Annotated in this window: 25 protein-coding genes and 4 tRNA genes; 8 read left to right on the forward strand and 21 right to left on the reverse strand. The window is 67.7% G+C overall.

Annotated elements, in window-relative coordinates:
- Positions 1-165: 165 nt before the first annotated feature.
- The 12 genes from RJ05_RS30210 to RJ05_RS22815 all read right to left on the reverse strand — a co-directional run bounded on the left by RJ05_RS30210 (position 166) and on the right by RJ05_RS22815 (position 7,298).
- Complete coding sequence (locus RJ05_RS30210; RefSeq protein ID WP_211357620.1) at positions 166-648, reverse strand: PIN-like domain-containing protein; 483 nt, start codon at positions 646-648, stop codon at positions 166-168.
- Complete coding sequence (locus RJ05_RS22765; protein WP_211357619.1) at positions 642-1,196, reverse strand: DUF433 domain-containing protein; 555 nt, start codon at positions 1,194-1,196, stop codon at positions 642-644. Before RJ05_RS22765 ends, RJ05_RS30210 begins: the two co-directional genes overlap by 7 nt.
- Before the next feature lie 971 nt (positions 1,197-2,167).
- On the reverse strand, positions 2,168-2,881 hold the full coding sequence (rplA, locus tag RJ05_RS22770) for a 50S ribosomal protein L1 (RefSeq protein ID WP_036540481.1): 714 nt from the start codon (positions 2,879-2,881) through the stop codon (positions 2,168-2,170).
- 153 nt (positions 2,882-3,034) lie between these two features.
- Positions 3,035-3,469, reverse strand: a complete 435-nt coding sequence (gene rplK, locus RJ05_RS22775) for a 50S ribosomal protein L11 (RefSeq protein WP_014353103.1) — start codon at positions 3,467-3,469, stop codon at positions 3,035-3,037.
- A gap of 184 nt (positions 3,470-3,653) precedes the next feature.
- On the reverse strand, positions 3,654-4,457 hold the full coding sequence (gene nusG / locus RJ05_RS22780; protein WP_036540482.1) for a transcription termination/antitermination protein NusG: 804 nt from the start codon (positions 4,455-4,457) through the stop codon (positions 3,654-3,656).
- 111 nt (positions 4,458-4,568) lie between these two features.
- On the reverse strand, positions 4,569-4,952 hold the full coding sequence (gene secE, locus RJ05_RS22785; protein WP_036540483.1) for a preprotein translocase subunit SecE: 384 nt from the start codon (positions 4,950-4,952) through the stop codon (positions 4,569-4,571).
- 33 nt (positions 4,953-4,985) lie between these two features.
- Positions 4,986-5,058, reverse strand: a tRNA-Trp gene (locus RJ05_RS22790).
- 238 nt (positions 5,059-5,296) lie between these two features.
- Complete coding sequence (locus tag RJ05_RS22795; protein WP_036540512.1) at positions 5,297-6,358, reverse strand: fused (3R)-hydroxyacyl-ACP dehydratase subunits HadA/HadB; 1,062 nt, start codon at positions 6,356-6,358, stop codon at positions 5,297-5,299.
- A 203-nt stretch (positions 6,359-6,561) separates the two neighbouring features.
- Entirely contained in the window at positions 6,562-6,732 is a 171-nt protein-coding gene (rpmG, locus tag RJ05_RS22800) for a 50S ribosomal protein L33 (protein ID WP_011211653.1), read from the reverse strand.
- Positions 6,733-6,769: 37 nt separating this feature from the next.
- Positions 6,770-6,845: transfer RNA gene (locus RJ05_RS22805), tRNA-Met, on the reverse strand.
- Between the two features lie 84 nt (positions 6,846-6,929).
- Positions 6,930-7,002 (reverse strand) — tRNA-Thr (locus RJ05_RS22810).
- A gap of 213 nt (positions 7,003-7,215) precedes the next feature.
- Positions 7,216-7,298: transfer RNA gene (locus RJ05_RS22815), tRNA-Tyr, on the reverse strand.
- Between the two features lie 214 nt (positions 7,299-7,512).
- Between RJ05_RS22815 and RJ05_RS22820 the strand changes: the two genes are divergently transcribed.
- A complete protein-coding gene (locus tag RJ05_RS22820; RefSeq protein ID WP_014353107.1) occupies positions 7,513-8,004 on the forward strand; it encodes a YajQ family cyclic di-GMP-binding protein in 492 nt (163 codons plus the stop codon).
- 6 nt (positions 8,005-8,010) lie between these two features.
- Here the strand turns inward: RJ05_RS22820 and RJ05_RS29525 are convergent, their stop codons facing one another.
- A complete protein-coding gene (locus tag RJ05_RS29525; protein WP_051016821.1) occupies positions 8,011-9,078 on the reverse strand; it encodes a nitroreductase/quinone reductase family protein in 1,068 nt (355 codons plus the stop codon).
- A 106-nt stretch (positions 9,079-9,184) separates the two neighbouring features.
- On the opposite strand from RJ05_RS29525, the gene RJ05_RS22830 reads away from it, so the two are divergent.
- A complete protein-coding gene (locus RJ05_RS22830; protein WP_051016822.1) occupies positions 9,185-9,658 on the forward strand; it encodes a MarR family winged helix-turn-helix transcriptional regulator in 474 nt (157 codons plus the stop codon).
- 6 nt (positions 9,659-9,664) lie between these two features.
- On the opposite strand, the gene htpX is transcribed toward RJ05_RS22830, so the two are convergent.
- Together htpX and RJ05_RS22840 are read right to left on the reverse strand one after the other, a co-directional pair.
- Entirely contained in the window at positions 9,665-10,540 is an 876-nt protein-coding gene (gene htpX / locus RJ05_RS22835) for a zinc metalloprotease HtpX (RefSeq protein ID WP_036540486.1), read from the reverse strand.
- Between the two features lie 163 nt (positions 10,541-10,703).
- Positions 10,704-11,726 (reverse strand): polyprenyl synthetase family protein, encoded by a 1,023-nt coding sequence (locus RJ05_RS22840; protein WP_036540489.1) that lies wholly within the window; start codon positions 11,724-11,726, stop codon positions 10,704-10,706.
- 241 nt (positions 11,727-11,967) lie between these two features.
- On the opposite strand from RJ05_RS22840, the gene RJ05_RS22845 reads away from it, so the two are divergent.
- The 3 genes from RJ05_RS22845 (at position 11,968) to RJ05_RS22855 (ending at position 14,193) form a co-directional block, all read left to right on the forward strand.
- The gene (locus RJ05_RS22845; protein WP_036540490.1) at positions 11,968-13,248 is read left to right on the forward strand and encodes a geranylgeranyl reductase family protein; all 1,281 of its coding nucleotides are present in this window, start codon (positions 11,968-11,970) and stop codon (positions 13,246-13,248) included.
- Between the two features lie 23 nt (positions 13,249-13,271).
- Entirely contained in the window at positions 13,272-13,688 is a 417-nt protein-coding gene (locus tag RJ05_RS22850; RefSeq protein WP_036540516.1) for a helix-turn-helix transcriptional regulator, read from the forward strand.
- 64 nt (positions 13,689-13,752) lie between these two features.
- Positions 13,753-14,193: a VOC family protein gene (locus RJ05_RS22855; RefSeq protein WP_036540491.1), complete on the forward strand. Its 441-nt coding sequence runs from the start codon at positions 13,753-13,755 to the stop codon at positions 14,191-14,193.
- A gap of 49 nt (positions 14,194-14,242) precedes the next feature.
- On the opposite strand, the gene RJ05_RS22860 is transcribed toward RJ05_RS22855, so the two are convergent.
- A complete protein-coding gene (locus RJ05_RS22860) occupies positions 14,243-14,749 on the reverse strand; it encodes a DUF2505 domain-containing protein (protein ID WP_036540492.1) in 507 nt (168 codons plus the stop codon).
- Positions 14,750-14,843: 94 nt separating this feature from the next.
- Here RJ05_RS22860 and RJ05_RS22865 point away from each other — a divergent pair, with 94 nt between their 5' ends.
- Complete coding sequence (locus tag RJ05_RS22865; protein WP_051016824.1) at positions 14,844-15,308, forward strand: DUF3592 domain-containing protein; 465 nt, start codon at positions 14,844-14,846, stop codon at positions 15,306-15,308.
- Positions 15,309-15,395: 87 nt separating this feature from the next.
- On the forward strand, positions 15,396-16,538 hold the full coding sequence (locus RJ05_RS22870; protein ID WP_081597487.1) for a glycosyltransferase family 4 protein: 1,143 nt from the start codon (positions 15,396-15,398) through the stop codon (positions 16,536-16,538).
- A gap of 32 nt (positions 16,539-16,570) precedes the next feature.
- On the opposite strand, the gene RJ05_RS22875 is transcribed toward RJ05_RS22870, so the two are convergent.
- Genes RJ05_RS22875 through RJ05_RS22885 form a run of 3 tightly spaced genes read right to left on the reverse strand, consistent with a single transcriptional unit; the run spans position 16,571 to position 18,658 of the window.
- Positions 16,571-17,785, reverse strand: a complete 1,215-nt coding sequence (locus RJ05_RS22875; RefSeq protein WP_036540496.1) for a cytochrome P450 — start codon at positions 17,783-17,785, stop codon at positions 16,571-16,573.
- Positions 17,786-17,810: 25 nt separating this feature from the next.
- Entirely contained in the window at positions 17,811-18,011 is a 201-nt protein-coding gene (locus tag RJ05_RS22880; protein WP_199780132.1) for a ferredoxin, read from the reverse strand.
- 8 nt (positions 18,012-18,019) lie between these two features.
- Positions 18,020-18,658: a DUF4097 family beta strand repeat-containing protein gene (locus tag RJ05_RS22885; RefSeq protein WP_036540497.1), complete on the reverse strand. Its 639-nt coding sequence runs from the start codon at positions 18,656-18,658 to the stop codon at positions 18,020-18,022.
- Positions 18,659-18,986: 328 nt separating this feature from the next.
- Between RJ05_RS22885 and RJ05_RS22890 the strand changes: the two genes are divergently transcribed.
- Complete coding sequence (locus RJ05_RS22890) at positions 18,987-22,118, forward strand: AfsR/SARP family transcriptional regulator (protein ID WP_036540499.1); 3,132 nt, start codon at positions 18,987-18,989, stop codon at positions 22,116-22,118.
- Between the two features lie 171 nt (positions 22,119-22,289).
- Here the strand turns inward: RJ05_RS22890 and RJ05_RS22895 are convergent, their stop codons facing one another.
- Both RJ05_RS22895 and RJ05_RS22900 read right to left on the reverse strand, forming a co-directional pair.
- Positions 22,290-23,069: an ABC transporter permease gene (locus RJ05_RS22895; RefSeq protein ID WP_051016823.1), complete on the reverse strand. Its 780-nt coding sequence runs from the start codon at positions 23,067-23,069 to the stop codon at positions 22,290-22,292.
- Positions 23,066-24,010 carry a daunorubicin resistance protein DrrA family ABC transporter ATP-binding protein gene (locus RJ05_RS22900; RefSeq protein ID WP_036540501.1) on the reverse strand — a complete coding sequence of 315 codons (945 nt, stop codon included), beginning with the start codon at positions 24,008-24,010 and terminating at the stop codon, positions 23,066-23,068. Before RJ05_RS22900 ends, RJ05_RS22895 begins: the two co-directional genes overlap by 4 nt.
- Positions 24,011-24,162 lie beyond the last annotated feature (152 nt).

Here is a 24,162-nt window from a genome sequence, read left to right on the forward strand (position 1 = left end):
GGTTGCCGCGTCGATGCACAACGCGGTCGAGCCCGGCGGCGAACCCACCGGGCTCGGCACGGCACGCGGTCCGCCATGCGACCCGGATCAGCGCTTATCAGCCGAATCAGTGGCGGTTATCACATTTTGTGGTGCTGATGCTCGGAGCAGCAACGGATCACCCGGCTAAGCACCCAGACCGATGGAGTCGGCTTCCCTTCCGGGCCAATGGACGGGGGGATCCACGACAGGGTCAACGACTCGTACCCTGCCCGGTCGTGTGGGATCCACGCCATTCAGTGAAATCAGCCGCTGGCCATCGGCTTCTTCAAGAGCAGCCACGGCATGCGGCAGTCCGGCACATACCGTAGCGATTGCCGCACCGAGCCCAACCAAGCCTCCGTGCTTGTTGTTCTGCCGGTACTCGATTCGATGCAGTCGAGACTTTGCGATCGCATCGACCTCGCTCGCACGCTTGAGCTGTTTAGTGTCGTTGGTGACGATTGCATCAAAGCCTGCTTCGGCGGCGCGGGCGTAGAGGGCGATGTCCTTGGTCCCTGACCAACCGTCCAGATCGTGTATATGATCGATGCGATGCTGCTTCATGAGTATTCGAACAATATCTGCCATCGGCCGAGGGACATTCTCGTCCAGCAGCAGTCTCAACACGCCACCCGCCGCGGCGCCTGGTCGGCGTAGCTGTCGACGTAGTCCGCGAAATCGACCGCGTCTCGCGCTGCGGCGGCACTGACACCGGGGTAGAAATCAGTAATACGCTCCGGGGCGATGCCGTCACGCATCAACGCTGCTACCTCGGCTGATGGAATCCGAGTCCCCTCGATCATCGGCTCCCCGCCGCGAACGGCCGGATCCACAGAAACGTGTTCCCGGGGGGACAACAACGCCGGTATGTGGCGACCCCCGCGGTAGAACGGCTCGAGTACGTCCACCAGTTCGTGGATCACGACGTTTCCTTTGCCGCGTACCAGATCAACCGCATGGTCGGGTTCGGCGAGATAGATGGTGTCGCGATCCGCGACCAGACGGTATGCCGACAGGTGCTCGCGCTCATCGAGATCAGCACGCAGCGTGTTGAGCGCTCGTCGGATCTTTTGCAGCGATGCTTCTTGCCTCAGCTTGACACATACCCGAAGCGCCACGACATCGCGGAACGAATACAAAATCGGGCGGGAGGCCGAAATCTCGGGCAGCAGCACCGGAGGGCGACCAGGGGCAGACCGGCGCCAGTGTTCAAGTTGACGAATCGTAGCCCCCGACAGGGCTGCCGCCAGCTTAGGCTCATACGACATCCGAACATCACCTCCCGCGCCTCGATCGTTTGCCCCAACCGTACTGCATCTTGCCCGGCCAGCGCGCTTTTCCGTGCAATGCTCCGAAGGGCATTCAGCATGCCGTCGCTGCTGTTGAACCAGCCTGACGAACCGCCCTTGCGGACCCGCTCGATCGGTCCTCAGCGGCTATGGCAACCATTTCGACGGCCGCGACATGTGTACCAACACGCCAGGATCGATCACTTGCGATGCCGTCCCGAACGGGTGTGTGTAGGTGGGGAATCGGCGCTATCGTCCCGGTCGCGGTCGCCGTCGGATCGCTCACCGATTCGGCGTGGTTTGGGCAGACGCCTGTTTCCGACGGCCGGGTCGGCATCGCCAGTTCGCTTCCGGCGCTCGTCGAGATCGACGACACTCCCGTCCCGGTTGCCGTGCGAGTCGGCCGATGTCGTCGTCCCCCAGGTCGTAGCAGCGCTGACCGGCCAGGAACCGGTTTCGCGCTCCAACTCCGATCGCATCACCGGCCTGGTCGGGGCGGGGTCGTAGGCGGTGCCGTACTCAGGACGCCACTGTTTCGGGGGCGCCGGTTCTGCCACTCGCCGCGGGCGCCGCGGGAGCGGAACAACCTTCGGAGACCGCCGCTCCGGTTCTTGCTGATCCGACATCGAGCTAGCAGCCGCCCGATACCACGACAGCGGCCGGCGCACCGAGCCGATGTCTGAGCCTTGTGCTGAGTCCGTCACTCACACCCCCATTGTCTCTCAGCATTCCCGCAAACGCAGAACCGGTCGGCGCCCCCCGCGTGCTGCCGCGCCGGGGCGTTGTGGGCCGCGAACGCCGAAACGGCGGGAACGCAGATCGCGTTCCCGCCGTTTCGGCTGGTGCTCAGGTGCTGCTTACGCGTCCTCGTCGAGGAGGTTGCGGGTGCGGTTCGGGTCCACCGGGATGCCCGGTCCGGTGTTCGTCGAGACCGTCACCTTCTTGACGTAGCGGCCCTTGGCGGTCGAGGGCTTCACACGCAGGATCTCGTCCAGCGCGGCGCCGTAGTTCTCCACCAGCTTGGCATCGTCGAAGGACGCCTTGCCGATGACGAAGTGCAGGTTGGCCTGCTTGTCGACGCGGAAGTTGATCTTGCCGCCCTTGATGTCGTTGACGGCCTTGGTCACGTCGGTGGTGACCGTGCCCGTCTTCGGGTTCGGCATCAGACCACGCGGGCCGAGGACACGCGCGATGCGGCCGACCTTGGCCATCTGGTCCGGGGTGGCGATCGCGGCGTCGAAGTCCAGCCAGCCGCCCTGGATCCGCTCGATCAGATCCTCGGCGCCGACGGCGTCCGCACCGGCGGCCTCGGCCTCGGCGGCCTTCTCGCCGGCCGCGAACACGATGACGCGGGCGGTCTTACCGGTGCCGTGCGGCAGGTTGACGGTGCCGCGGACCATCTGGTCGGCCTTACGGGGATCCACACCGAGGCGAACGGCGACCTCGACGGTCGCGTCGGTCTTGGTGGTGGCGGTCTCCTTGGCCAGCCGCGCGGCGGCCAGCGGGGAGTAGAGCTTGGTGCGATCGACCTTCTCGGCCGCGGCGAGGTACGCCTTGCTTCGTTTTGCCATGTTTTCTCTGTCCTTAGCTGTGGTTCAGAAGTGGTTGATCGGGCCTGGCCGGCCCTCCCACCCGGTGCAGTAGAGCTATCAGCCCCAGTGCCTGATCGAGGGCTTCGCTACGCCTGCGTGGTTACGCTGCGCTGCCGCCTCCGGCGCTGACGCTCAGCCCTCGACCGTGATGCCCATCGAGCGAGCGGTACCGGCGATGATCTTCGCGGCCTGCTCGATGTCGTTGGCGTTCAGGTCTTCCTGCTTGGTCTTGGCGATCTCGCGCACCTGGTCCATGGTCACGGTGGCGACCTTGTTGCGGTGCGGCTCCGCCGAACCCTTCTGCACGCCTGCGGCCTTGAGCAGCAGCTTGGCGGCGGGCGGGGTCTTCAGCTTGAAGTCGAAGGTCCGGTCCTCGTACACCGAGATCTCGACCGGAATGACGTTGCCACGCTGCGACTCGGTCGCGGCGTTGTACGCCTTGCAGAACTCCATGATGTTGACGCCGTGCTGGCCGAGCGCGGGGCCGACCGGAGGGGCCGGGTTCGCCTGGCCGGCCTGGATCTGCAGCTTGATGATCCCGGCGAGCTTCTTCTTCTTGGGGGGCATCTTTCTTCCTTGGTTTCGGTTCCTTACGGTTGCCGTAAGCCTTGCGCGGGTCTACACCCGCAGCCGGGCGCACCCGGCACCGCGCGATGAGTCCGGTGAACTCCCCGATTCTCGCGCGAACCCTGACACCTTACCGGGATCGCCCGCGCGGCTGATCGAGTGGGGCGGGCGGACCGCCCCACGATCAGATCTTCGCGACCTGGGTGAATGCCAGTTCGACGGGGGTTTCGCGGCCGAAGATCGACACCAGCACCTTGAGCTTCTGTTGTTCGGCGTTGACCTCGGAAATGCTGGCGGGCAGCGTCGCGAACGGGCCGTCCATGACGGTGACCGACTCGCCGACCTCGAAATCGACCTCGATGACCGGCTTGGCGACGGCCTCGGTGGCGGCTTCCTGAGTGGCGGAGGCGGCAGCGGCAGCGGCGGCCGGTGCCTTCTTCTGCTGCGAGGCGGGCACCAGGAACTTCACCACATCGTTGATGGTCAGCGGCGAAGGCCGGGAGGTCGCGCCGACGAAACCGGTGACGCCGGGGGTGTTGCGCACCGCGCCCCAGGACTCGTCGTTCAGTTCCATCCGGACCAGGATGTAGCCGGGCAGCACCTTGCGGTTGACGTTCTTGCGCTGGCCGTTCTTGATCTCGGTGACCTCTTCGGTGGGCACTTCCACCTGGAAGATGTAGTCCTCGAGGTCGAGGTTCTGCACGCGGGTCTCGAGGTTGGCCTTGACCTTGTTCTCGTAGCCCGCGTAGGAGTGGATGACGTACCACTCGCCGGGCGCGCGACGCAGCGCGGCCTTCATCTCCTCCACCGGATCGGCCGGGGCCTCGTCGATGGGGGCCTGTTCGGCAGCGGCGGCCTCGTCAGCGGGCGCGGATTCGTCGACGGCCACGGACTCGTCGGCGGATTCCTCGACGGAGCCGGCGGCCGACTCGGCCACCGCGTCGTCGACCGGGAACTCGTCGTTTGTGTCGTTCTCCGGGGTGCTCACTGGGGCACTCGCTTCCTGTGTCGTCACGTAAATCCTCTGCGTGCCGGGCCGGGCATGGCGGAACACTCCAGCCCGCCCCCGGGATCGGCTGCCGGCGTCGGCGTCGTACTACTAGCCGAACAGCCAGTCGACACCCTTGACGAACGCCACATCCAACCCGCTGATGAACGCGACCATGAAGACCACGAACACCAGAACAACGCTCGTATAGGTGACCATCTGCTTCCGGTTGGGCCAGATCACCTTGCGCAGTTCCGCGATCACCTCACGCAGGAACTTGATCAAACGCTTGAACGGATTTCCCGACTTCTTGCGTTCGGCCCGATCGGAGGTCTTGGCTGCCTTGCGCGGTCGGTCGATCGTGGCGACCGCGCCGTTATCGGCCGACGAGGACGACGAACCGGTGCGGGCCCGCCGGGCGGACCGCTTGCCGCTCGGCCGACTCGCTGCGGCGGTGCCATCGCCGTCGTCGCGAGTGTCCCGCTCGTCGCTCACGTCAGAACCCTCTCTCATCGCTGGCATCCAGGGCAGGGGCGACAGGACTTGAACCTGCAACCTGCGGTTTTGGAGACCGCTGCTCTGCCAATTGAGCTACGCCCCTTCGGCTGGACGGTGGTGCTGATGCCCAGCCACATGTGCTGTATTCAGTTGTTCGCTGGTGTCACACAACACGCGCGCCGCTCCGGCAGTTGCCGGCCCCGTCAGCGGAGATTCCGGAGCTGCGCTCCGGGCCGCCTGGAACCAGCCTTGCAGAGCAGCGCGCATCGGCTGGTGACCCCAGAAACCCGAGTGTACGTGAAGACCGGTGGCATTAGCCAATCCGGCCCCCACGAACCAGGTCAGGACAGCTGGACGGTGGCGGTCGCGCGCCCGAAGATCTTGCGACCGGCCGACTTCGCGACGATGGCGACGACCGCGGTCTTGGTCTCGGGATCGACCGACTTCACCTTGCCGGTGAACTCGACCTCGGCCGGTTCGTCCACACCCACGTAGACCGGGCTGGTGAAGCGAACGTTGTACTCCTTGACCGCGCCGGGATCGCCCAGCCAGGAGGTGACGAACCCGCCGCCGAGGCCCATGGTCAGCATGCCGTGCGCGACGACGTTGTCCAGGCCGACGAGTTTGACGACTTCGTCACTCCAGTGGATGGGGTTGGCGTCGCCGGAGACGCCCGCGTAGTTCACCAGGTCGCCGCGGGTGAGCCGGACGGTGCGCGGAGGCAGCTCGTCGCCGGCGCTGATCGAGTCGAAGGCGATGGCGTGCTTGCTCGGCGTGACGTCGGGCACGGTCGGCACCGGCGCGGGGGCCGAGGTCGGCATCGTGCGCGGGTGATGCTGCGGGGTCTCTTCGCCGAGGCCGTGCATGAGCACGTTGCGGACCGCGCCCGCCAGGTTCGGGTCGATATCGCCGCCGCTGCGGCCGATGAGCGTGGTGTAGGTGGTGAGCACCAGTTCGTCGCGCTGATCGGTGACGATGTTCTTGGTGACGATGATGTCGCCGCCGAAGGCCTGCCGGAACGAGTGCAGGTACACGTCGCAGGTCAGCTGGTCGCCGACCTTGATCGGCCGGTGGAATTCCAGGATCTGGTCGGTCTGCATGATCTGGCTCAGGTCGTAGCCGGTGACGACCTCTTCGAACAGCTTGCGCTGGGCCAGGATGCCGACCAGGGAGATGAAGGTCAGCGGCGCGAGCAGGCCGTCGTAGCCGTACTCCTGCGCGACGTCTTCCTCCCAGTGCACCGGGTGGTAGTCCTGCACGGCGCGGGCGTATTCGCGGACCTTTTCGCGGCCGACCTCGTAGTAGTCGTCGACGCGGTAGTGGTGACCGACCATGGCTGCCGCGTGTTCGGCGGGGTCGAAACTTTCGCCCGTCGCGACCGCTTCGTCTGTACCGGTGTTCATTGTCACGGGAGGAATGTACCTATCTGACCCCGCACGGGGAGTCGGTGGAGCGTTGACCACCGCTGGCCAGATGCACCGTGGAAACGCAGTCGGGCCGGACGCGAGGTCCGGCCCGATGCTTGTTTCACGGCGGTTGTGTTCCGGCTGGTGCCGGAAGCGAAGTCCCGGCGCCGATTCACGCGGTAGCTACACGCGTGGTTGGCTCAGCGGGACTCGCGGTGCGCCCGGTGCGTGCCGCAGTTCGGGCAGAACTTCTTCAGCTCCAAGCGGTCCGGGTCGTTACGCCGGTTCTTCTTGGTGATGTAGTTGCGGTGCTTGCACTGCTCGCAGGCCAAGGTGATCTTTGGCCGGACATCGGTGGACTTCGCGGCCACGATATGCCTTCTTTCCGGAACTGGGCTTGATCGGTTGTGGTAGCGATGGCCGGACTTGAACCGGCGACACAACGATTATGAGTCGTTTGCTCTACCGACTGAGCTACACCGCCACGGGTCGCATTGCCTTACGGTGCCGTGCCCAGCCCCTCCGAGCGGGGAGCGATGCCGAGTCGGTCACCACCGGCAATCCGGCGAGCCCCCTAACGGAATCGAACCGTTGACCTTTTCCTTACCATGGAAACGCTCTGCCGACTGAGCTAAGGGGGCATGACCTCTTACGCACCGTGACCCGACTTTCCGTGACCCCGGCGCTTCGAAGTCTTGAACGAGGTTACACACTCACCCGTCTCTGCACCAAACCGGCTGGTCAGAGCAGGTATTTCCGATCTCACGAGCCGGAATGGGCCAGCGGCCACGCACCCATCCGGCCCGGAAACGGAAGAACCCCCGCGGATCATTTCGATCCGCGGGGGTTCTCGGTGGCAGGTGTAGGATTCGAACCTACGTAGGCTTTCACCGACAGATTTACAGTCTGCTCCCATTGGCCGCTCGGGCAACCTGCCGTCGCGCTTCTCGGCGCGCAGAGCAGAATACAACGAACCCACACCCGGATTGCAAACCGGCTGTACAGCGGCATGGTGAGACCGGCCCGTCCGTGCCGGCGGCGACACAGACCGCGTCCGGGGACTAATCTCGTTCGGCCGGGTAGAACTAGGTGGGTGCGGCGAACCATCCGGCGCGACCTCGAACGCCGGACCGTCAGGACAGGAGCGCAGTGTGGCCGATTCGTCTTTCGATGTCGTCAGCAAGGTCGATCGCCAGGAGGTCGACAACGCGTTGCATCAGGCGGAGAAGGAGCTGAACACCCGCTACGACTTCCGCGGCACCGGTGCGGCCATCGAATGGTCCGGTGAGGACAAGATCGTGATCAGTGCCGAGGCCGAGGAGCGGGTCAAGGCCGCACTCGAGGTGTTCAAGGAGAAGCTGATCCGCCGCGATATCTCGCTCAAGGCGTTCGACGCCGGCGAGCCGGTGGTGTCCGGCAAGACCTACAAGATCACCGGTTCGCTGGTGCAGGGCATCGACGCCGAGCACGCGAAGAAGATCTCCAAAAAGATCCGCGACGAGGGTCCCAAGGGCGTCAAGGCCCAGATCCAGGGCGACGAACTACGCGTCAGCAGCAAGAAGCGCGACGACCTGCAGGCCGTGATCTCGCTACTCAAGGGCGAGGACTTCGGCATCGCCCTGCAGTTCGTGAACTACCGGTAGCCGAGTTCACCGCCCCGGACGCCGGGGCGGTAGCGCGCTGGTATCCATGACGTTCAGTGAGCCCGTCAGGGTGGTTTCCTCGTAGTCGAAGTGCGTCTCCAACTCGGTGGCCAGCCGGTCGAACTCGGCGCGCAATCGCGCGGGGCGCCCATCCGGCGCCTCGGCGAGCAGCGCCTGCAGTTCGGTGATGACCCGCGCCACCTCCGTATGTTCACGGGCGAGCCGGTCCAGCACCGGCGCCAGCTCGGGGAACTGCTGGGCGAGTACGGGAAACACGCCGTCTTCGTTGATGTGGTGTTCGTGCAGCGCCCCGCAGAACGCCACACAGTGGGTGCGCAAGTCCTGAGGCAACTCCGGGAGGGCAGCAGAGGCCGGATCCTCCAGATGCCGCGCGAGGCCGGCCCGCACCGCGTCCAGGTCGCGGCGAAGTTGTCCGTGCACCTGCTTCAAGTGGTCACTGATCGCGGTGGACCGCGCGGCCGGGCCGCCGGTGGGAGCAGGCGTGGCAGCCGCGCCCGGAATCTCCGCCGAGCCCGCCCGGAGACCACGAGTGGCGATGAACAGCCCTGCTGCGCCGGTCAGCGCGACGGCGCCGGCGATCACCCCGCGACGCGCGAGCGAGGTTTCCCGCGAACGCCGAAGGGCGAATACCGGAATCACCCGGTCGGTCGCCTCCTGGTAGGCGGCGAAGGCCGGATCGCGCTCGCACTGGGCGGCGTATTCACTATCGCGCTTCGTACCGGTCAGCTCGGTGGCGATGGCGCCGTACCGTTCGAGGCCGTTCGCGGCAGCGATCTCGACCACCACTTTCGGGTTCGCACGCAGATTGTGCGCCCACGCGGGATCACGATCGCCGCCCGCGTTGCTACCGAAGATCAGCAGTCGATCATCCTCGGCGTGATAGACGACAGGCGTCGTATGCGCTCGACCGGATCTGGCCCCGGTGCTGGTCAGCAGGATCAGCGAAGCCCCGGCGAATACGCCACCGACCTTTCCGCCGTTCGCCCGGAACTCGGCGATCACTGCCGCGTTCATCGCAGCCACCGACGGCGGCTGCGCGTTGCCCTCACTCATGTCCGGTCCTCCCGGTCGCGTACTAACCTTGGCGAAGAGTCGAAACCCTATTTGCTTTGCAAGCAAATCCATTTTGTAAGCAAAGGTTATTTCGGAGGTGTCCGGGATGTCAATGGCCGAACCGGCTACGCCGGGAATAGGTGTGGACGAAGGCATCCGCAGTCTGCTGTTGCTGATGCCGCGCGTGGTCGGCCGGGCGAAGAAGCTGCGGATCCCGGAGGATCTACAGTCCTTCGCGCTCGCGCCGCGGCATCTGTCGCTACTGGCGAATCTGGTGTTCGAGGGCCCGATGACGGTGAACACCCTGGCCGCGCATCTCGAGGTGGCGCCGACCACGGTCAGCCTGATGGTCGGGGATCTGAGCCGTCAGGGCGTGCTGGAACGGCGGCCGGACGAGCAGGACCGCCGACGCACCATCGTCGCGATCGCACCGGCCCATGAGCGGTCGGTGAACGCTTGGCTCGGCGGTAGCGCGCGGGCGTGGCGACAGGTGCTCGAACCGCTCACCGCCGAGCAGCGCCGTCTGTTCGTCGACACCCTGCGGGCCTACGAAGAGGCGTTGGGCGGCGAGGACGACTGAGATCGCTCAGCTCCGCGGGCGGCCGGCCAGCTCTTCGAGGCGGGCGATGCGGTCGGCCATCGGCGGGTGCGTGGAGAACCAGCGGGCGGCGCGCTCGCCCGGACGGAACGGATTGGCGATCATCAGGTGGGACTGGGCGGTGAGCTGCGGTTCCGGGGGCAGCGGGGCGGCCTGGACGCCGCGTTCCAGCTTGCGCAGGGCCGAGGCCAAGGCGAGTGGATCACCGGTGAGTTCGGCGCCGGATTGATCGGCCTGGTACTCGCGTGACCGCGATACGGCCAGCTTGATCAGGGTGGCAGCGATCGGCCCGAGCAGCGAGACCAAGATCACGCCGATGATGTTGGGGCCGCCCTCGCGGTTGCCGCCGAAGGCGGTGGCGAAGAAGGCCAGGTTGGCCAGACCGGAGATGACGGCGGCCAGCGCGCCCGCGACCGAGGAGATGAGAATGTCGCGGTTGTAGACGTGCGAAAGCTCATGACCGAGCACGGCGCGCAGCTCGCGTTCATCGAGAATCTGCAGGATGCCGCTGGTGCAGCAGACCGCCGCGTGGCGCGGATTGCGGCCGGTGGCAAAGGCGTTGGGGGCGTTGGTCGGGCTGATGTAGAGCCGCGGCATGGGCTGGCGGGCGGCGGTGGCGAGCTCGCGCACGATCCGATAGATCACCGGCGCCTCCAGCTCGCTGATCGGCTGGGCGTGCATGGCCTTCAAGGCGAGCTTGTCGCTGTTGAAGTAGGCGTAGGCATTCATGCCGACGGCCAGCAGGATCGCGATGACCAGGATCGTCGGGCTGCGGAACATCGCCCCGGCGAACACGATCAGCGCGGAAAGGCCGACCATCAACCCGAAAGTCTTGATCCCGTTCGCATACCCATGCCCGTGCATACGTCTCCTCGCCGCTCCCCCGTCCTGTATGGATTTCCGCGCCGCCCGGCGGCGCACAACGCTCCTCGACTGCTACTGATCTTCATGTAATCCAGCTGTGCGAGTGCTACAGAATGGCAACGATCGCGGCGGCGGCGGAGTTCCGCCCCGCCGCGGCGAGGAACTAGCCCACCCGTTCGATGGTGTATCGCACCAGCCGCACCAGTGCGTCGTTGGCGGGACCCGGCGGCAGCGCCGAGAGTTCGGCGTAGGCGAGGTCGGCGTATTCCTGGAGCTTCTGCTTGGCCTGGGTCATGCCGGGCGAGCGGCCGAGCAGCTCGAGGGCCTCATCGACCTCGGCGTCGGTTTCCAGCGGGCGCGCGAGCAGGGTGCGCAGCCGGTCGCCGTCGGCGCCTTCATCGCGCAGGGCGTAGAGCACCGGCAGGGTGTGCACACCTTCACGCAGGTCGGTGCCGGGAGTCTTGCCGGACTGGGCCGATTCGGAGGAGATGTCGATGATGTCGTCGGAGATCTGGAAGGCGGTGCCGACGGCGTCACCGAGGCGGGCCAGCCGCTCGACGTGCTCGGTGTGGGCGCCGGAGAAGGTGCCGCCGAATCGACCGGCGGCCGCGATCAGCGAACCGGTTTTCTCCCACACCACGCGCAGGTAATGCGCGACCGGATCCTTGGCCTCGGCCGCGCCCATGGTCTCGCGCATCTGACCGGTGACCAATTCGGCGAAGGTTTCGGCGATGATCCGCACCGCGTCCGGGCCGAGGGTCGACACCAGCCGGGACGCGTGCGCGAACAGGTAGTCACCGGCGAGGATCGCGATGCTGTTGCCCCAGCGCGAATTCACGCTCGGCGCACCGCGGCGCATGGTCGCCTCGTCCATCACGTCGTCGTGATACAGGGTGGCCAGATGCACCAGTTCGACGACGGTGCCCGCGGTGATCAGGTCCGGGTCGGTCGGGCGCGGGCCGAGCTGGCCGGTGAGGATGGTGAACAGTGGACGGAACCGCTTGCCGCCTGCCTTGGCCAGGTGCAGGGCCGCTTCCTGAAGGAAGGACGCGCCGTCGGACAGCTCTTCGATCAGCAGCTTCTCGACGTCGGCCAGGCCGGTACGCACCGTGGCGGCGAGTTCGGAATCGCCGAGATCCACCCCTGCCACTACCGTGCTCTCGTCGCTCACAGCAGATGTGCTCATTTCTTCTCCCAGCGATGCGTCCGACCCACGGTCAAAGAACCTAGCGTGTCCACGGTAGATAACCCCATGAACACCGTCACTCCCGGCAATATCCGCTGGGGCGCACCGCACACCTTCGCATACCGGACGCGGCGGCGGACGTCGAGCCCGGCGGTGCGTCGGCGGTGGAGTTCGCCGGCCCGCCGCATGTCACACGGCACCGGCGTCGACACCGATGCCGGCGCGCTGCGAGTATGGGTCCATGGGTGCACCGGATGTCACACCAGCGGGCGGTGACGAGCAGACACACGGCGCGGTCCCCGCGCACGCCGATGTCCTCGTGGTCGGCGCGGGACCGGCCGGCTCGGCCGCCGCGACCTGGGCCGCGCGGGCCGGCCGCGATGTGCTGCTGGTCGATTCGGCGGTTTTCCCGCGCGACAAGACCTGCGGCGACGGCCTGACCCCGCGCGCCACCGCCGAATTGGAGCATCTCGGGCTCGGCGACTGGGTACGCGCGCACACCGTCAACCACGGCCTGCGGATGACCGGCTTCGGACGCGAGGAACTGCTGCCCTGGCCGGGTGGATCGTTCCCCACCTACGGAAGTGCGGTTCCGCGCACCGAACTCGACGACAAGCTGCGCGAGACCGCGGTGAAGTCGGGGGCCGGAATGCTGGAGGGCGCCAAGGTCGTCGACGTCACCAGAGACGGTGAGCGGGTCACCGGCGTGACCGTACGTACCGGGACAGGCACGCGGTCGATCAGCTGCCGGACCCTCGTCGTCGCCGACGGTGTGCGTTCGCCGGTCGGCAAGATCCTCGGCCGCGAGTGGCATCGCCAGTACGCCTACGGTGTGGCCGCTCGCGCCTACATCAGCTCGGAGCGCTCGGCCGACCAGTGGATCACCTCGCATCTGGAATTGCGGGACGCGAACGGTTCGCTGGTGCCGGGCTATGGCTGGGTGTTCCCGCTGGCCAATGGCGAGGTCAATATCGGGGTCGGTTCGCTGGCGACCGAGCGCCGTCCCTCGCATATCGCGTTGAAGCCGCTGCTGGAGCACTACACCGCATTGCGGCGGGAGGAATGGCAGTTCAGCGGGTCACTGCGGGCGGTGGCGTCGGCGCTGCTGCCGATGGGCGGCGCGGTGTCGAATATCGCCGGGCGCAACTGGGTGCTGGTCGGTGACGCCGCCGGTTGCGTGAACCCACTCAACGGCGAGGGCATCGATTACGGGCTCGAAGGCGGGCACATGCTCGCCGACCTGCTCGACGAACCCGATCTGAGCACTGTGTGGCCGGAGCTGCTGCGGGCCCGCTACGGCCGCACCTATTCGGTCGCGCGCCGAATCGCGGGCCTTGCCACCCATCCGCGGATGGTGCCGCTGGGCGGGCCGCCGGTGATGCGGTCGAAGTTCTTGCAGCGCACCGCCGTTCGGGTGATGGGCAATCTGGTCACCGACGAGGACGTGGATCTGGTGGCGCGGGCCTGGCGGATGGCCGGGCGGGTGTCGCGGCGTTTCGACGAGCGTCCGCCGTTCTGTTAGCCGCTGCCGTGACGCCGCGACCGGTGCCCGAAGACCTGCTCCCGCATCTGCGGCGGGCACGGGATCTCGCCGACCGCGACTACGCCCAGCCGCTGGACCTGGACGGCCTGGCCGCCGCGGCGGGTGTGTCGAAGTACCACTTCCTGCGCTGTTTCGCCGCGACCTATGGCAAGACGCCCGCGGTGTATCTGGCCGAGCGGCGCATCGAGCGGGCGCAGGACCTGCTGCGCGCCACGAATGTCACCGTGACCGAGGCGTGCATGCTCGTCGGCTACACCAGCCTCGGATCGTTCTCCCGGAAGTTCACCGAACTCGTGGGAATGTCGCCGTCGGCGTATCAGGCGAAGTTCGCCGCCGATGGCGCGCCGCGGATCCCGGGCTGTTACGTGTTCATGCACGGTTTGTCCGATCGCGCACCGCGGCCCGACAGCGGCCTGTGACGGCGAACCACACCGAGCAATTTCGGAGAAGCCGATGCCAGGTCGGCCGCCCTAGCCTGAGCTCATGACTCCGATCAAGAACATTTCGCTGGTCACGGTGTATGTGACCGATATGGACGCGGCCAAGCAGTGGTACATCGACAAACTCGGTTTCGTCGAGACCGCCGATGTGACCATGGGCGACAGTGGTTTCCGCTGGCTCACCATCGCCCACCCCGATCACCGCGAGCTGGAAGTGACACTGATGGTGCCGGGCCCGCCGCTGGATGAGAACCTCGCCGAAGCCACCCGTCGCGCGCTCGCCAACGGCACGCACGGCGCACTGGGCCTGGCCACCGACGACTGTCAGAAGGCCTACGAGGAACTGTCGGCCAAGGGCGTGGAGTTCGTGCAGCCGCCCTCGGATCGCCCCTATGGCGTCGAAGCGGTGATGCGCGACAACTCCGGTAACTGGCTGGTGCTGGTAGAGAAGAAGGATTACGACCCGAGCGATTTCGCTCAGTAGTCGCCGGATGTGGATGCACGCCACGCCCGGTGTGCATCCACCTCGCGGATCAGGCCGAGGCCTGCCCGGCGAACCACTTCTCGATGAACTTGCGTTCGCTGTCGAGGACGCGGTGATGCAGCTGCTCGGCCAGCGGCTCGATGGCCCCACCGACCAGCGGAACCTTCACCTTCACCGTGCCGACGACCTCGATTTCGCTGCCCTCGGCGGTGGGGCGCAGTTCATAGGTGCCCGACATCTCCGAGTTGACGCCCTTGGACGTGCCCTCGAAGCTGCCCTTGGCGATCTCGCCGGTCAGCGGCTGCCAGGTGTCGGTGCGGGAGACCACCAGATCGCTCTTGAGCACCTTGCGGACGATGCCGGGAATCTTGTCGGGACGGATCTTCTCGCTCATCGCGAGCCGGATGGTGCCATCGCCGCCGGGATGGGCCAGATCGAGGGTGGCGGTCTCGGCGCCGGCGAAGCGGGCCTGCCACAGCTCGTCGCCGGTGAGTGCCCGGTGCAGGTCCTCCACCGGAACGGTGTAGGGCACCGTGAAGCTGAATTTTCGGGACATGGCGTCACGGTAGCCGACCCCGGCCCGCCCGGCCCGGCATCGGCGTACGCATGGTGGGCGGGCATGCGGGGCGGCCTGCCAGTAACCTGTGGCGGTGTCGGAAACCAGTCAGCCGGAAGGGCGCCCGGTACGCCTGCGGCGGGCGCGGATCGCGGTGCTCACCGCCGCGATCGTGGTCAGTGTGCTGATGGGGCTGCTGGTGCTGGCGGCCTGGCGCAACGACTACCTGATCAGTTCGGATATGGGCCGCACCACCGGTGAGGTGATCTCGGCGGGCCGGCTGCGCTCGGCGGTGAAATATGTGACTCCCGACGGTGTGACGCACAATCCGAAGGTCGGGGTGCTCTATCCGACCAACCTCACCAAAGGTGAGCACATCAACGTCGAATACAACCGGGCCGACCCCGACCTGGTGCGCGTCGCCGGGCGCGATGTTCGAGTGGCGATACCGCCCGCACTGTCGGTGATAGCGGTGACCTGGGCGCTCGCGCTGCCCACGCTGTGGATTCTGCGGCGAAACGAACGCAAGCCCGTCGTGGTGGCGACCGCGGAGGTCTGAGCGGGTCCGGGAGCTGTTCGCCGGAACTTCGCATGGCAGTCACGTCGGTGTGACTGGGGCGACGGCGCGGTCACCGACACTGGAGACGTGCGCGTAGCCATCGTGTCGGAGTCTTTCCTGCCGAATATGAACGGTGTCGTCAATTCCGTGCTCCGGGTTCTCGACCATCTGGACCAGCACGGGCACGACGCGCTGATCATCGCGCCGGATACGGTGCGCGGCGAGCCACCGGCGCCGCGATTCCACGGGCGCTTCCCGGTGTATCGCGTGCCCGCGGTGATGGTGCCGAAGATCAGTTCGCTGCCCGTCGGCCTGCCGCAGCCGGGGATGGTGCGGGCGATCGCGGATTTCGACGCCGATGTGGTGCACTTGGCCTCGCCGTTCCTGCTCGGCGCCGGCGGGCTGGGCGCGGCGTTGCGGCTGGATCTGCCCGCGGTGGCGGTGTATCAGACCGATGTCGCCGGGTTCGCGAAGAGTTACGGGCTGGGGCTGACCAGTCGCGCGGCCTGGGCGTGGACGCGGCGGATCCACGAGGGTGCGGCCCGTACGCTGGCACCGTCATCCGCGGCGGCCGCCGACCTGGCCCGGCACGGCATTCCACGGGTGCATCGATGGGGGCGCGGGGTGGATATCGCGCGGTTCACGCCGTCGGCACGGCGGACGGCGCTGCGGGAATCGTGGCTGAGCGGTTCGGAGAAATTGCTCGTCGGTTTCGTCGGACGACTGGCGCCGGAGAAGCATGTCGAAAGGCTCGCGCCGCTCGCCCACGATCCGGACATCCAGCTGGTGATCGTCGGCGACGGCCCCGAACGACCCCGCCTGACCCGCCTGCTGCCCGGCGCCGTCTTCACCGGCGAACTCGGCGGCGACGAGCTCGCCCAGGCCTACGCGAGCCTCGACGTGATGGTGCACGCCGGCGAGCACGAAACCTTCTGCCAGGGCGTCCAGGAAGCCCTGGCCTCCGGCGTCCCCGTCATCGGCCCCGACGCAGGCGGCCCCCGCGACCTCATCGCCCATTGCCGCAACGGCTACCTGCTGCCGGTGGACCGCTTCACCGAACTACTCCCCAGCGCCGTAGCCGCCCTCCGCGACCCCACCCTGCGCACCCGCTTCGCCGGCGCCGCCCGCAAATCCGTCCTGCACCGCACCTGGCCCGCCATCTGCACCGAACTGATGGGCCATTACGCCGAGGTGAGCGGCACCGAATTCCGGGTACCGCGCTCGGCGTAAGCCCGCTCGCGCCGGGCTCGCGGCAGGTGCCGTCACCCGAGCGTCCAGGTCACCGGGAGTTCGTGGACGCCGTAGATGTTCATGTCGGTGCGGAGTTTCACCTGCTCGGGCGGGATGGCGAGGGTGAGGGTCGGGAAACGGCGGAGGAGGCCGGCGAAACCGGCGCGCATTTCGATGCGGGCCAGTTGTTGGCCGAGGCACTGGTGGATGCCGTGACCGAAGCTGGTGTGGCCGCGGGCCTTGCGGTGAATGTCGAGGCGGTCGGGGTCGTCGAAGCGACGCGGATCGCGGTTGGCGGCCAGTAGCGAGATGACGACGGTGGAGCCGGCGGGGATGGTTTCGCCGCAGAGTTCGATGTCTTCGGTGGCATAGCGGTAGAAGATGTCGGCCACCGACAGGTAGCGCAGCAGTTCCTCGACGGCGTCGGGGATCAGCTCGGGGTCGGCGTGCAGTTGCGCCAGCTGGTCGGGGTGCTCGAGCAGGGCGAAGGTGCCGAGGGCCAGCATGTTGGCGGTGGTCTCGTGACCGGCGAGCAAAAGCAGGAAGGCGATGCCGGTCAGCTCGTCGAGGCCCAGGTCCTCGTCGCGGGCCAGGTCGGACAGGATGTCTTCGCCGGGCTCGGCGCGTTTGCGGGCGACCAGTTCGGCGAGATAGCCGTGCATGGCGCCGAACGCGCCCATCTTCTCCTCCAGCGTCTGATCCTTGACCAGGAACTTGGCCGAATTCACCTGGAAGTTCGCCCGGTCCTCGTAGGGCACGCCGAGCATTTCGCAGATCACCAGTGACGGCACCGGCAGCGCGAACTCCGCGACCAGATCGACCGGCGGGGCGAGCCGCGCCATGGCGTCGAGCTGCTGCTCGACGATCTCGGCGATGCGATCTTCCAGCGCCCGCATCCGGCGGACGGTAAACGCGCCGATGAGCTTGCGCCGCAACCTGGTGTGATCCGGCGGATCCATGGCCACGAACACGCCGGGCATCTGCGGCGACGGCTCGGTGGCGGCGGGCATGCCGGGCGTCTCGTAGGGCACATGCACGATGCCGAGGTCTTGGCGTGAGCTGAACCTGGTGTCGGCCATCAGTGCGCGCACCGCTTCGTAGCCGGTCACCAGCCAGCCGTCGTGGCCGTCGGGGAACCGGAGCGGGCTGACCGGGCGGGTCTCGCGCAGCCGGGTGATCGCACTCGGCGGATCGAACGGGCCGGCATCGCGTTGCAGGGGCAGGCCGTAGGGAACTGTCTCGGTCATCGTATTTCCTTGTCGGAGAGCGGAATCAGGTCTGGTCGCGGACGGTGATGGCCGCGGATGGGCACAGCAGGGCGGCCTCGCGCACCGCAGGCTCGTCCGCCGCGGCGGGAGGTCGAGCCGGCAGCACCCGGCCGTCGTCGGGGTCCTGGTCGAAGACGGCGGGAGCGGTGAGCACGCACATACCTGCGCCGATGCACCGCTCCCGGTCCACATGCAGTTCCAGCACGGCTCGGCCTATGCGGCGGCGGCGTGCCGGATGACGATGTTGCCGAGGGAGTTCCGCGCGAACACCCGCACGGTATCCGCGGCGTCGGCGCCGACCGGGGCGAGCGAGTTCTGCACATTGCCGCGGGCGACTTCGGTCTCCAGCCGAACCGCGCTGCCCGGGTGGATGCCCACCTCGAGCGCGCCGACCGAGGTCTCCAACCGCAGGTCACCGCGCACTGCCGCGCCGATGTGGATGTCGCCTTTGGCGGTCTTCGCGGTCACCGATCCCTGCGGGCGCTCGACGATGATGTCGCCGAGCGACACCGTCAGCTCGCAGTGGCCGAGCTCGCCCGCGCCGACGACCCGCCCGACACCGGTGGTGCTGGTCAGCTCCGAGCCGGTGGGCACCTCGATGGTCACCGTGATCGCGGCGTTGCCGCCGAACGGGGTGTGGGTGCGCCAGGTCTTCGGGGTGCGCACGCTCAGCACGCCGCCGGCGAATTCGACGGTGGTCTGCTCGGCGGCGCGCACGTCGGCCTTCCTGGACTCGTCGGCCGGGCGGACCACCACGGTGCTGTCGCTGCGCTCGGAGGCGATGACGGTGACGTCGGCCGCCAGCACGTCGACGGTGACGGCGATCGGCTGCGGGGTCTGGAAGGTGTACATGGCGTTCTCCTCGAGGTCGTGCTCCCGCTGCCTGCTCGCGGCGGTCGCTGTTGCTGTTGCTGTGATGCGACCACTGTCGCGGGACCGGCTGATACGCACCTGACACCGAGCTGATGCCTCGCCTGACATGCCGCGCCGGCGTGCTCGGCACCGAGCCGACCTACTCCGAACAGGGTTTCGCCCGCCGCGATACCTCGCCTCGACCGCTCGAGAGCACGCGCGATCACACTGAATCCGGCCTGTCCGGCATGACTTTCCCGGCCGGCGGGCGCCCGCCCCCGCGACGGACAGCCGCGCGCCCCGTTGACGCCGCGGGCAGAATGAGCCGGTGCAGATCAAGATGCTCGGCCCGCTGGAAATCCGGACCGACGACGGTGGATTGATAGCGATACCGGGCGCCCGTTTGCGCGCATTGCTGATCGCCCTGGCGCTCGAGCCGGGACGCGCGGTGTCCAAGACGAAGCTGGTCGATTGGATCTGGGGCGAGCAGCCGCCCGCCGACGCAGCGAATGCCTTGCAGGCGTTGGTTTCCCGGTTGCGCCGAGTGCTACCGGAGGGTGCGATCGATGTCCAGGCCGGTGGGTACCGGCTAACGGTCGAGCCGGGTGCGGTCGACGCGGTGCGCTTCGATCAGCTGCTCGACCAGGCGCGCGGCGGCGATGACGCGCATCAGGCCCGGCTGTTGCGGGAAGCCGTGGAACTCTGGCGCGGGGCGGCGATGCAGGATCTCGGCGACAGCGACGATGTCGCCGCGGTCGTCACCAGGTACGACGGCTTGCGACTGTCGGCCATGGAGGATCTGTACGAGGCCGAGATCCGGCTGGGTCGTGGCGCGGAACTGGTCACCGAGCTGACCGATCTGGTCGCTCAGCATCCGGTGCGGGAGCGACTGGCCGGCTCGCTCATGCGGGCACTGGCCGCCGCGGGGCGAGGACCGGAAGCGCTGGCGGTGTTCCAGCGCACCCGGGAAACCCTTGCCGATGAACTCGGTGTGGACCCATCACCGGAACTGTCCGCCTTGCATGTGGCGCTGCTGCGCGGGGAGGTGGGGGCGCGGCCGCAGGAGCGCACCACGAATCTGCGCGCCGAACTCACCAGCTACGTCGGCAAACTCACCGATATCGCCGCGGTGCGCGAACTCATCGCGGCGCACCGGCTCACGACCGTCACCGGTCCCGGCGGATCGGGCAAGACCCGCCTTGCCGTGGAGACCGCGCGCACCATGCTCGGCGATCTACCCGACGGCGCCTGGTTGGTGGAGCTGGCCGGCGTCGACGGCAGCGGCGATCTGGCGCAGGCCGCGCTCGCGGCCTTCGGGCTGAGGGACGCGCTGCTGGGTAGCGCGCCGAATGCCGAGCCGATGGAGCGGCTGGTCGCGGCGATCCGCGACCGCGAAACCCTGTTGATCCTGGACAACTGCGAGCACGTCATCGAGGCCGCGGCCGCATTTGCGCACCGGGTGCTCGGCGAATGCACTCGGCTGCGGATTCTGGCGACGAGCCGGGAACCCCTCGGTATCACCGGCGAGGCGCTGTGGCAGGTGGAGCCGCTGGCCTTGCCCGCCGCGACCGCCGATGCCGCCGTGATCGCGGACTCCCCCGCCGTCGCGCTGCTGCGGGACCGGGCGAGCGCGGTCCGCCAAGACCTCGGCACCGATCCGGCCACCCTGGCGACCATGGCGCGGATCTGCCGTGCGCTCGACGGCATTCCGCTGGCCATCGAGCTGGCGGCGGCGCGCTTGCGCACCATGTCCCTCGATCAGCTCGCGCACCGCCTCGACGACCGGTTCCGGCTGCTCACCGGCGGCAGCCGCACCGCGATCCGCCAGCACCGGACGCTGCGCGCGGTGGTGGATTGGAGTTGGGAGCTGCTCAGCGACGCCGAGCGGCTCGTGTTGGCCAGGCTCGCGGTGTTCGCCGGCGGGGCGAGTCTGGAAGCGGCGGAACAGGTGTGTGCCGACGGCAGCACGGTCGAACAATGGCAGGTGCTCGAGCTGCTGACGTCGCTGACCGAGAAATCACTGCTGATCACCACCGACGACGGCCTGCGCTTCCGCATGCTGGAAACGATCAAGCAGTACGCCGCCGACCGACTGGCCGAATCCGGCGACGCCGAGGCCGCCCGCCGCGCCCACCTGACCTACTTCACCGGCCTCGCGGCCACCGCCGAACCACACCTGCGCCGCGCCGAGCAGCTGGAATGGCTGGCGGTACTCGAGGCCGAGCACGACAACATCGCCGCGGCCATGCGTGGTGCGCTAGCGAGTGAAGACACGCCCGCGGCGATGGCGCTGGCAGCGGCGGCGGGCTGGTACTGGTGGCTGGGCGGGCACAAGGGTGAGGGCACCGAGCTGGTGATCGCGGCCGCCGAACTCCCCGGCGAGGTCGATGACGAGACCAGGGCCATGGTGTACGGACTGGTCGTGCATTTCGTGTCGTCGGGCCGCAATGACGAGCAGCAGATCGCGGAATGGATCCGCAAGGCCCATCGCTTCGGCCGCGACGTGCAGGGCGGCCATCCGGCGCTGCGGTTCACCGCGGCCCTCGACCGGATGTTGCAGGGCCCGGACGAATACCTGCCCGCTTTCGAATCGCTGCTGGACGACGAGGAACCCTGGGTGCGTGCGCTGGCCCGGTTGCAACTCGGCAAGCTACGGACGGTGCTCGGTCACCAGGGGCAGGAGGCCGACGAATATCTCGCGCAGGCGCTGACCGAATTCCGCGCGCTCGGCGAACGCTGGGGCATGTCGTTCGCGCTCACCGAACTGGCCAATCGGACCGCGCAGCGTGGCGAATTGCTCCGCGCCGTCGAGCTTTTCGATGAGGCGATCGCGGTGGTCACCGAGGTCGGCGCGCTCGAGGACGTGGTGGCGATGCGCGCTCGCCAAGCGCTCCTGCACTGGGTGCTCGGCGATCCGGACGCGAGCGCGGCCGCCCTCGCCGAAGCGCAACGCTGCGCCGACCAGAACGGCTGGCCCACCGCGCTGGCCGAAGTCGCGCTGGCGCGTGCGGAACTTGCCCGCCTCGGCGACGATCGCGCACTGGCGCACCAGCAGATCGACCTCGCCCGTGCCCTGCTCGCCGCCGACGCCGAGCAACCGAATGTCGCTGCGACGGTGCACATCCTGCTCGCCTACCTCACCGACGACCGCACCGAAGCGGCAACCCACTGCGATGCGGCATACCAAGCGGCCTCCGCGGCGGGCCACGCCCTCTTGACCGCTCACGTCCTCATCGGCATCGCCGACCTCGCCGTGCGCGACGACCAGTACGACCAGGCCACCCGCCTACTCGCCGCCGCCAGCACCGTCCGCGGCCTCCCCGACCACTCCCATCCCGACGCCGCCAGAATCGAACAGAAGGCTCGAAACCACCTAGGCGACACAGCATTCGACCAAGCAACCCGGGAGGGCGCGAAGGCCGACCCGCACGAGCTGGTCGCCCAGGCCCTCGGACACTGATGGCGCGAGTGGGATGACGCTGTAGATATCGGTCATCACCGTCGACTTCAGCACACACCCGTCTTGGTCGAATATTGCTGGCTTGCAGCCTTGGTCGAGTGGACGACGCAGCATCGCCTCGGTGACCGGAGGTCATCGAGGCGATGGGCTGGGCAGTTCGGGCTCGCTGGTTCACGCGCGCTTGGTGAAGGTGGCGCGGGACCACAGGTAGCCGATGATGGCGAAGCCTGCGCACCAGGCGAGAGCGGCGAGGGTGTAACCGGCCGACGGTGTGCCGGTCAGGAAGCCGCGGACGGATTCGATGATCGGGGTGAAGGGCTGGTATTCGGCGAACTGGCGCACGCCGGGGCCCATCTTGTCGGCGGGGACGATGGCGCTGCTCAGGAAGGGCAGCATGATCAGCGGGACCACCGACATGCCCGCGGCCTCCGGGGTCTTGGCGGCCATGCCGAGGGCGACGGTGAGCCAGGCGGCGGCAAAGGCGGTGGCCAGCAGGACACCGAGGGCGCCGAGCCATTGCACAAGCGTTGCCGGGGAACGGAATCCGAGCGCGAAGCCGACGGCGAGGACGGAGACGATGGCGACCACATTGGTCACCAGACTGGCCGCCACATGGCCGGTGAGGACGGCGCCACGGGAGACGTCCATGACCCGGAACCGGTTGATGACACCGTTGGTCATATCGGAACTCACCGCGACGGCGGTGCCGGACAAGCCGTAGCTGATGGCCAGCATCAGCATGCCGGGCACGGCGTAGTCGATGTAGTCCTCGCCGACGTCGAACGCGTCGCCGAAGACGTAGACGAAGATCAGCATCATCATCACCGGCATCAACGCCGCGTTGAAGATGGTGACGGGCGAGCGGGTGATGTGGGTGAAGTTGCGGCGCAACATCACCGACGAGTCGTACAGGGCGGCGGACAGGCTGCTGGTAGCGGACTGGGTACTCATCGTGCTTCGGCCTCCGTGGTGGCGTGCCCGGTCAGGGCAAGGAAAACGTCGTCGAGATCGGGGGTGTGGATGGAGACCTGCGCGGCCTCGATGGTGTGCGCGGCGAGCCGGTCCAGCAGGGCGCGCAAGGATGCCGAGTCGCCGTCGCCGGGGACGTCGAGGGTGAGCGCGTCCCGGTCGGCGGTGCCTTCGGGCAGGATCTGGGCTGCCGTCGTCAGTTGCGCGACGTCGGCGAACCGGAGCCGGATGTGGCCGCCGGGTACGCGGCGCTTCAGTTCCTCCGCGGTGCCTTCGGCGACGATGCGGCCCTGATCGAGCACCGCGATCCGGTCGGCCAGCTGATCGGCTTCCTCGAGGTACTGGGTGGTGAGGAAGATGGTGACGCCCTCATCGGTCAGCTTCCGCACGATCTCCCACATGGTGCGCCTGCTGCGCGGATCCAGGCCGGTGGTCGGCTCGTCGAGGAAGATGATCTCGGGCTTGGTGACCAGCGTCATCGCCAGGTCGAGCTTGCGGCGCATGCCGCCGGAGTAGCTGGCGGCCGGCTTGTTCGCCGACTCGACCAGGTCGAAGCGCTCGAGCAGCTCGGAGATCACCCGTTTGCCGTCCTTGCCGCGCAGCCGGTGCAGATCGGCCATCAGGCGCAGGTTCTCCGCCCCGGTCAGCAGGCCGTCGACGGCCGCGAACTGTCCGGTGACGCCGATGGCCGTGCGCACCGCCTTGGTCTCGGTGACGAGGTCGTGGCCCGCCACGCTGGCGGTGCCGCCGTCGGATTTCAGCAGGGTGGTCAAGACGTTGACCGTCGTCGTCTTGCCCGCCCCGTTGGGACCGAGCAGGGCGAAGATGGTGCCCGTACCGACATTCAGGTCGATTCCGTCGAGGACCTTCTTGTCCCCGTAAGACTTCTGCAACCCGGAGGCCGCGATTGCTGTGCTGTTCATGGGAACTACCGTCGCCGGGCGGACTGATGCCGACCTGACACCGGCCTGATACGCGCGCTGACGCCGGCCTGACCGGCACGCGGACGCCGGCCGCAGCTCTCATGCCAGTGCTGTGTCAGTCGGCCGTCAGGTCGGCGTCAGCCGGGGCGGCG

It is taken from the genome of Nocardia cyriacigeorgica NBRC 100375, assembly GCF_000308555.1.
Lineage (GTDB): Bacteria > Actinomycetota > Actinomycetes > Mycobacteriales > Mycobacteriaceae > Nocardia > Nocardia cyriacigeorgica.

Excerpts from the sequence above, each read along its gene's own strand:
- rplA (WP_036540481.1), bottom strand. The coding sequence starts at position 2,881 with ATGGCAAAACGAAGCAAGGCGTACCTCGCCGCGGCCGAGAAGGTCGAT.
- rplK (WP_014353103.1), bottom strand. The coding sequence starts at position 3,469 with ATGCCCCCCAAGAAGAAGAAGCTCGCCGGGATCATCAAGCTGCAGATC.
- RJ05_RS22795 (WP_036540512.1), bottom strand. The coding sequence starts at position 6,358 with ATGAACACCGGTACAGACGAAGCGGTCGCGACGGGCGAAAGTTTCGAC.
- RJ05_RS29525 (WP_051016821.1), bottom strand. The coding sequence starts at position 9,078 with ATGAGTGAGGGCAACGCGCAGCCGCCGTCGGTGGCTGCGATGAACGCG.
- RJ05_RS22830 (WP_051016822.1), top strand. The coding sequence starts at position 9,185 with ATGTCAATGGCCGAACCGGCTACGCCGGGAATAGGTGTGGACGAAGGC.
- htpX (WP_036540486.1), bottom strand. The coding sequence starts at position 10,540 with ATGCACGGGCATGGGTATGCGAACGGGATCAAGACTTTCGGGTTGATG.
- RJ05_RS22840 (WP_036540489.1), bottom strand. The coding sequence starts at position 11,726 with ATGAGCACATCTGCTGTGAGCGACGAGAGCACGGTAGTGGCAGGGGTG.
- RJ05_RS22845 (WP_036540490.1), top strand. The coding sequence starts at position 11,968 with ATGGGTGCACCGGATGTCACACCAGCGGGCGGTGACGAGCAGACACAC.
- RJ05_RS22855 (WP_036540491.1), top strand. The coding sequence starts at position 13,753 with ATGACTCCGATCAAGAACATTTCGCTGGTCACGGTGTATGTGACCGAT.
- RJ05_RS22860 (WP_036540492.1), bottom strand. The coding sequence starts at position 14,749 with ATGTCCCGAAAATTCAGCTTCACGGTGCCCTACACCGTTCCGGTGGAG.
- RJ05_RS22875 (WP_036540496.1), bottom strand. The coding sequence starts at position 17,785 with ATGACCGAGACAGTTCCCTACGGCCTGCCCCTGCAACGCGATGCCGGC.
- RJ05_RS22885 (WP_036540497.1), bottom strand. The coding sequence starts at position 18,658 with ATGTACACCTTCCAGACCCCGCAGCCGATCGCCGTCACCGTCGACGTG.
- RJ05_RS22895 (WP_051016823.1), bottom strand. The coding sequence starts at position 23,069 with ATGAGTACCCAGTCCGCTACCAGCAGCCTGTCCGCCGCCCTGTACGAC.
- RJ05_RS22900 (WP_036540501.1), bottom strand. The coding sequence starts at position 24,010 with ATGAACAGCACAGCAATCGCGGCCTCCGGGTTGCAGAAGTCTTACGGG.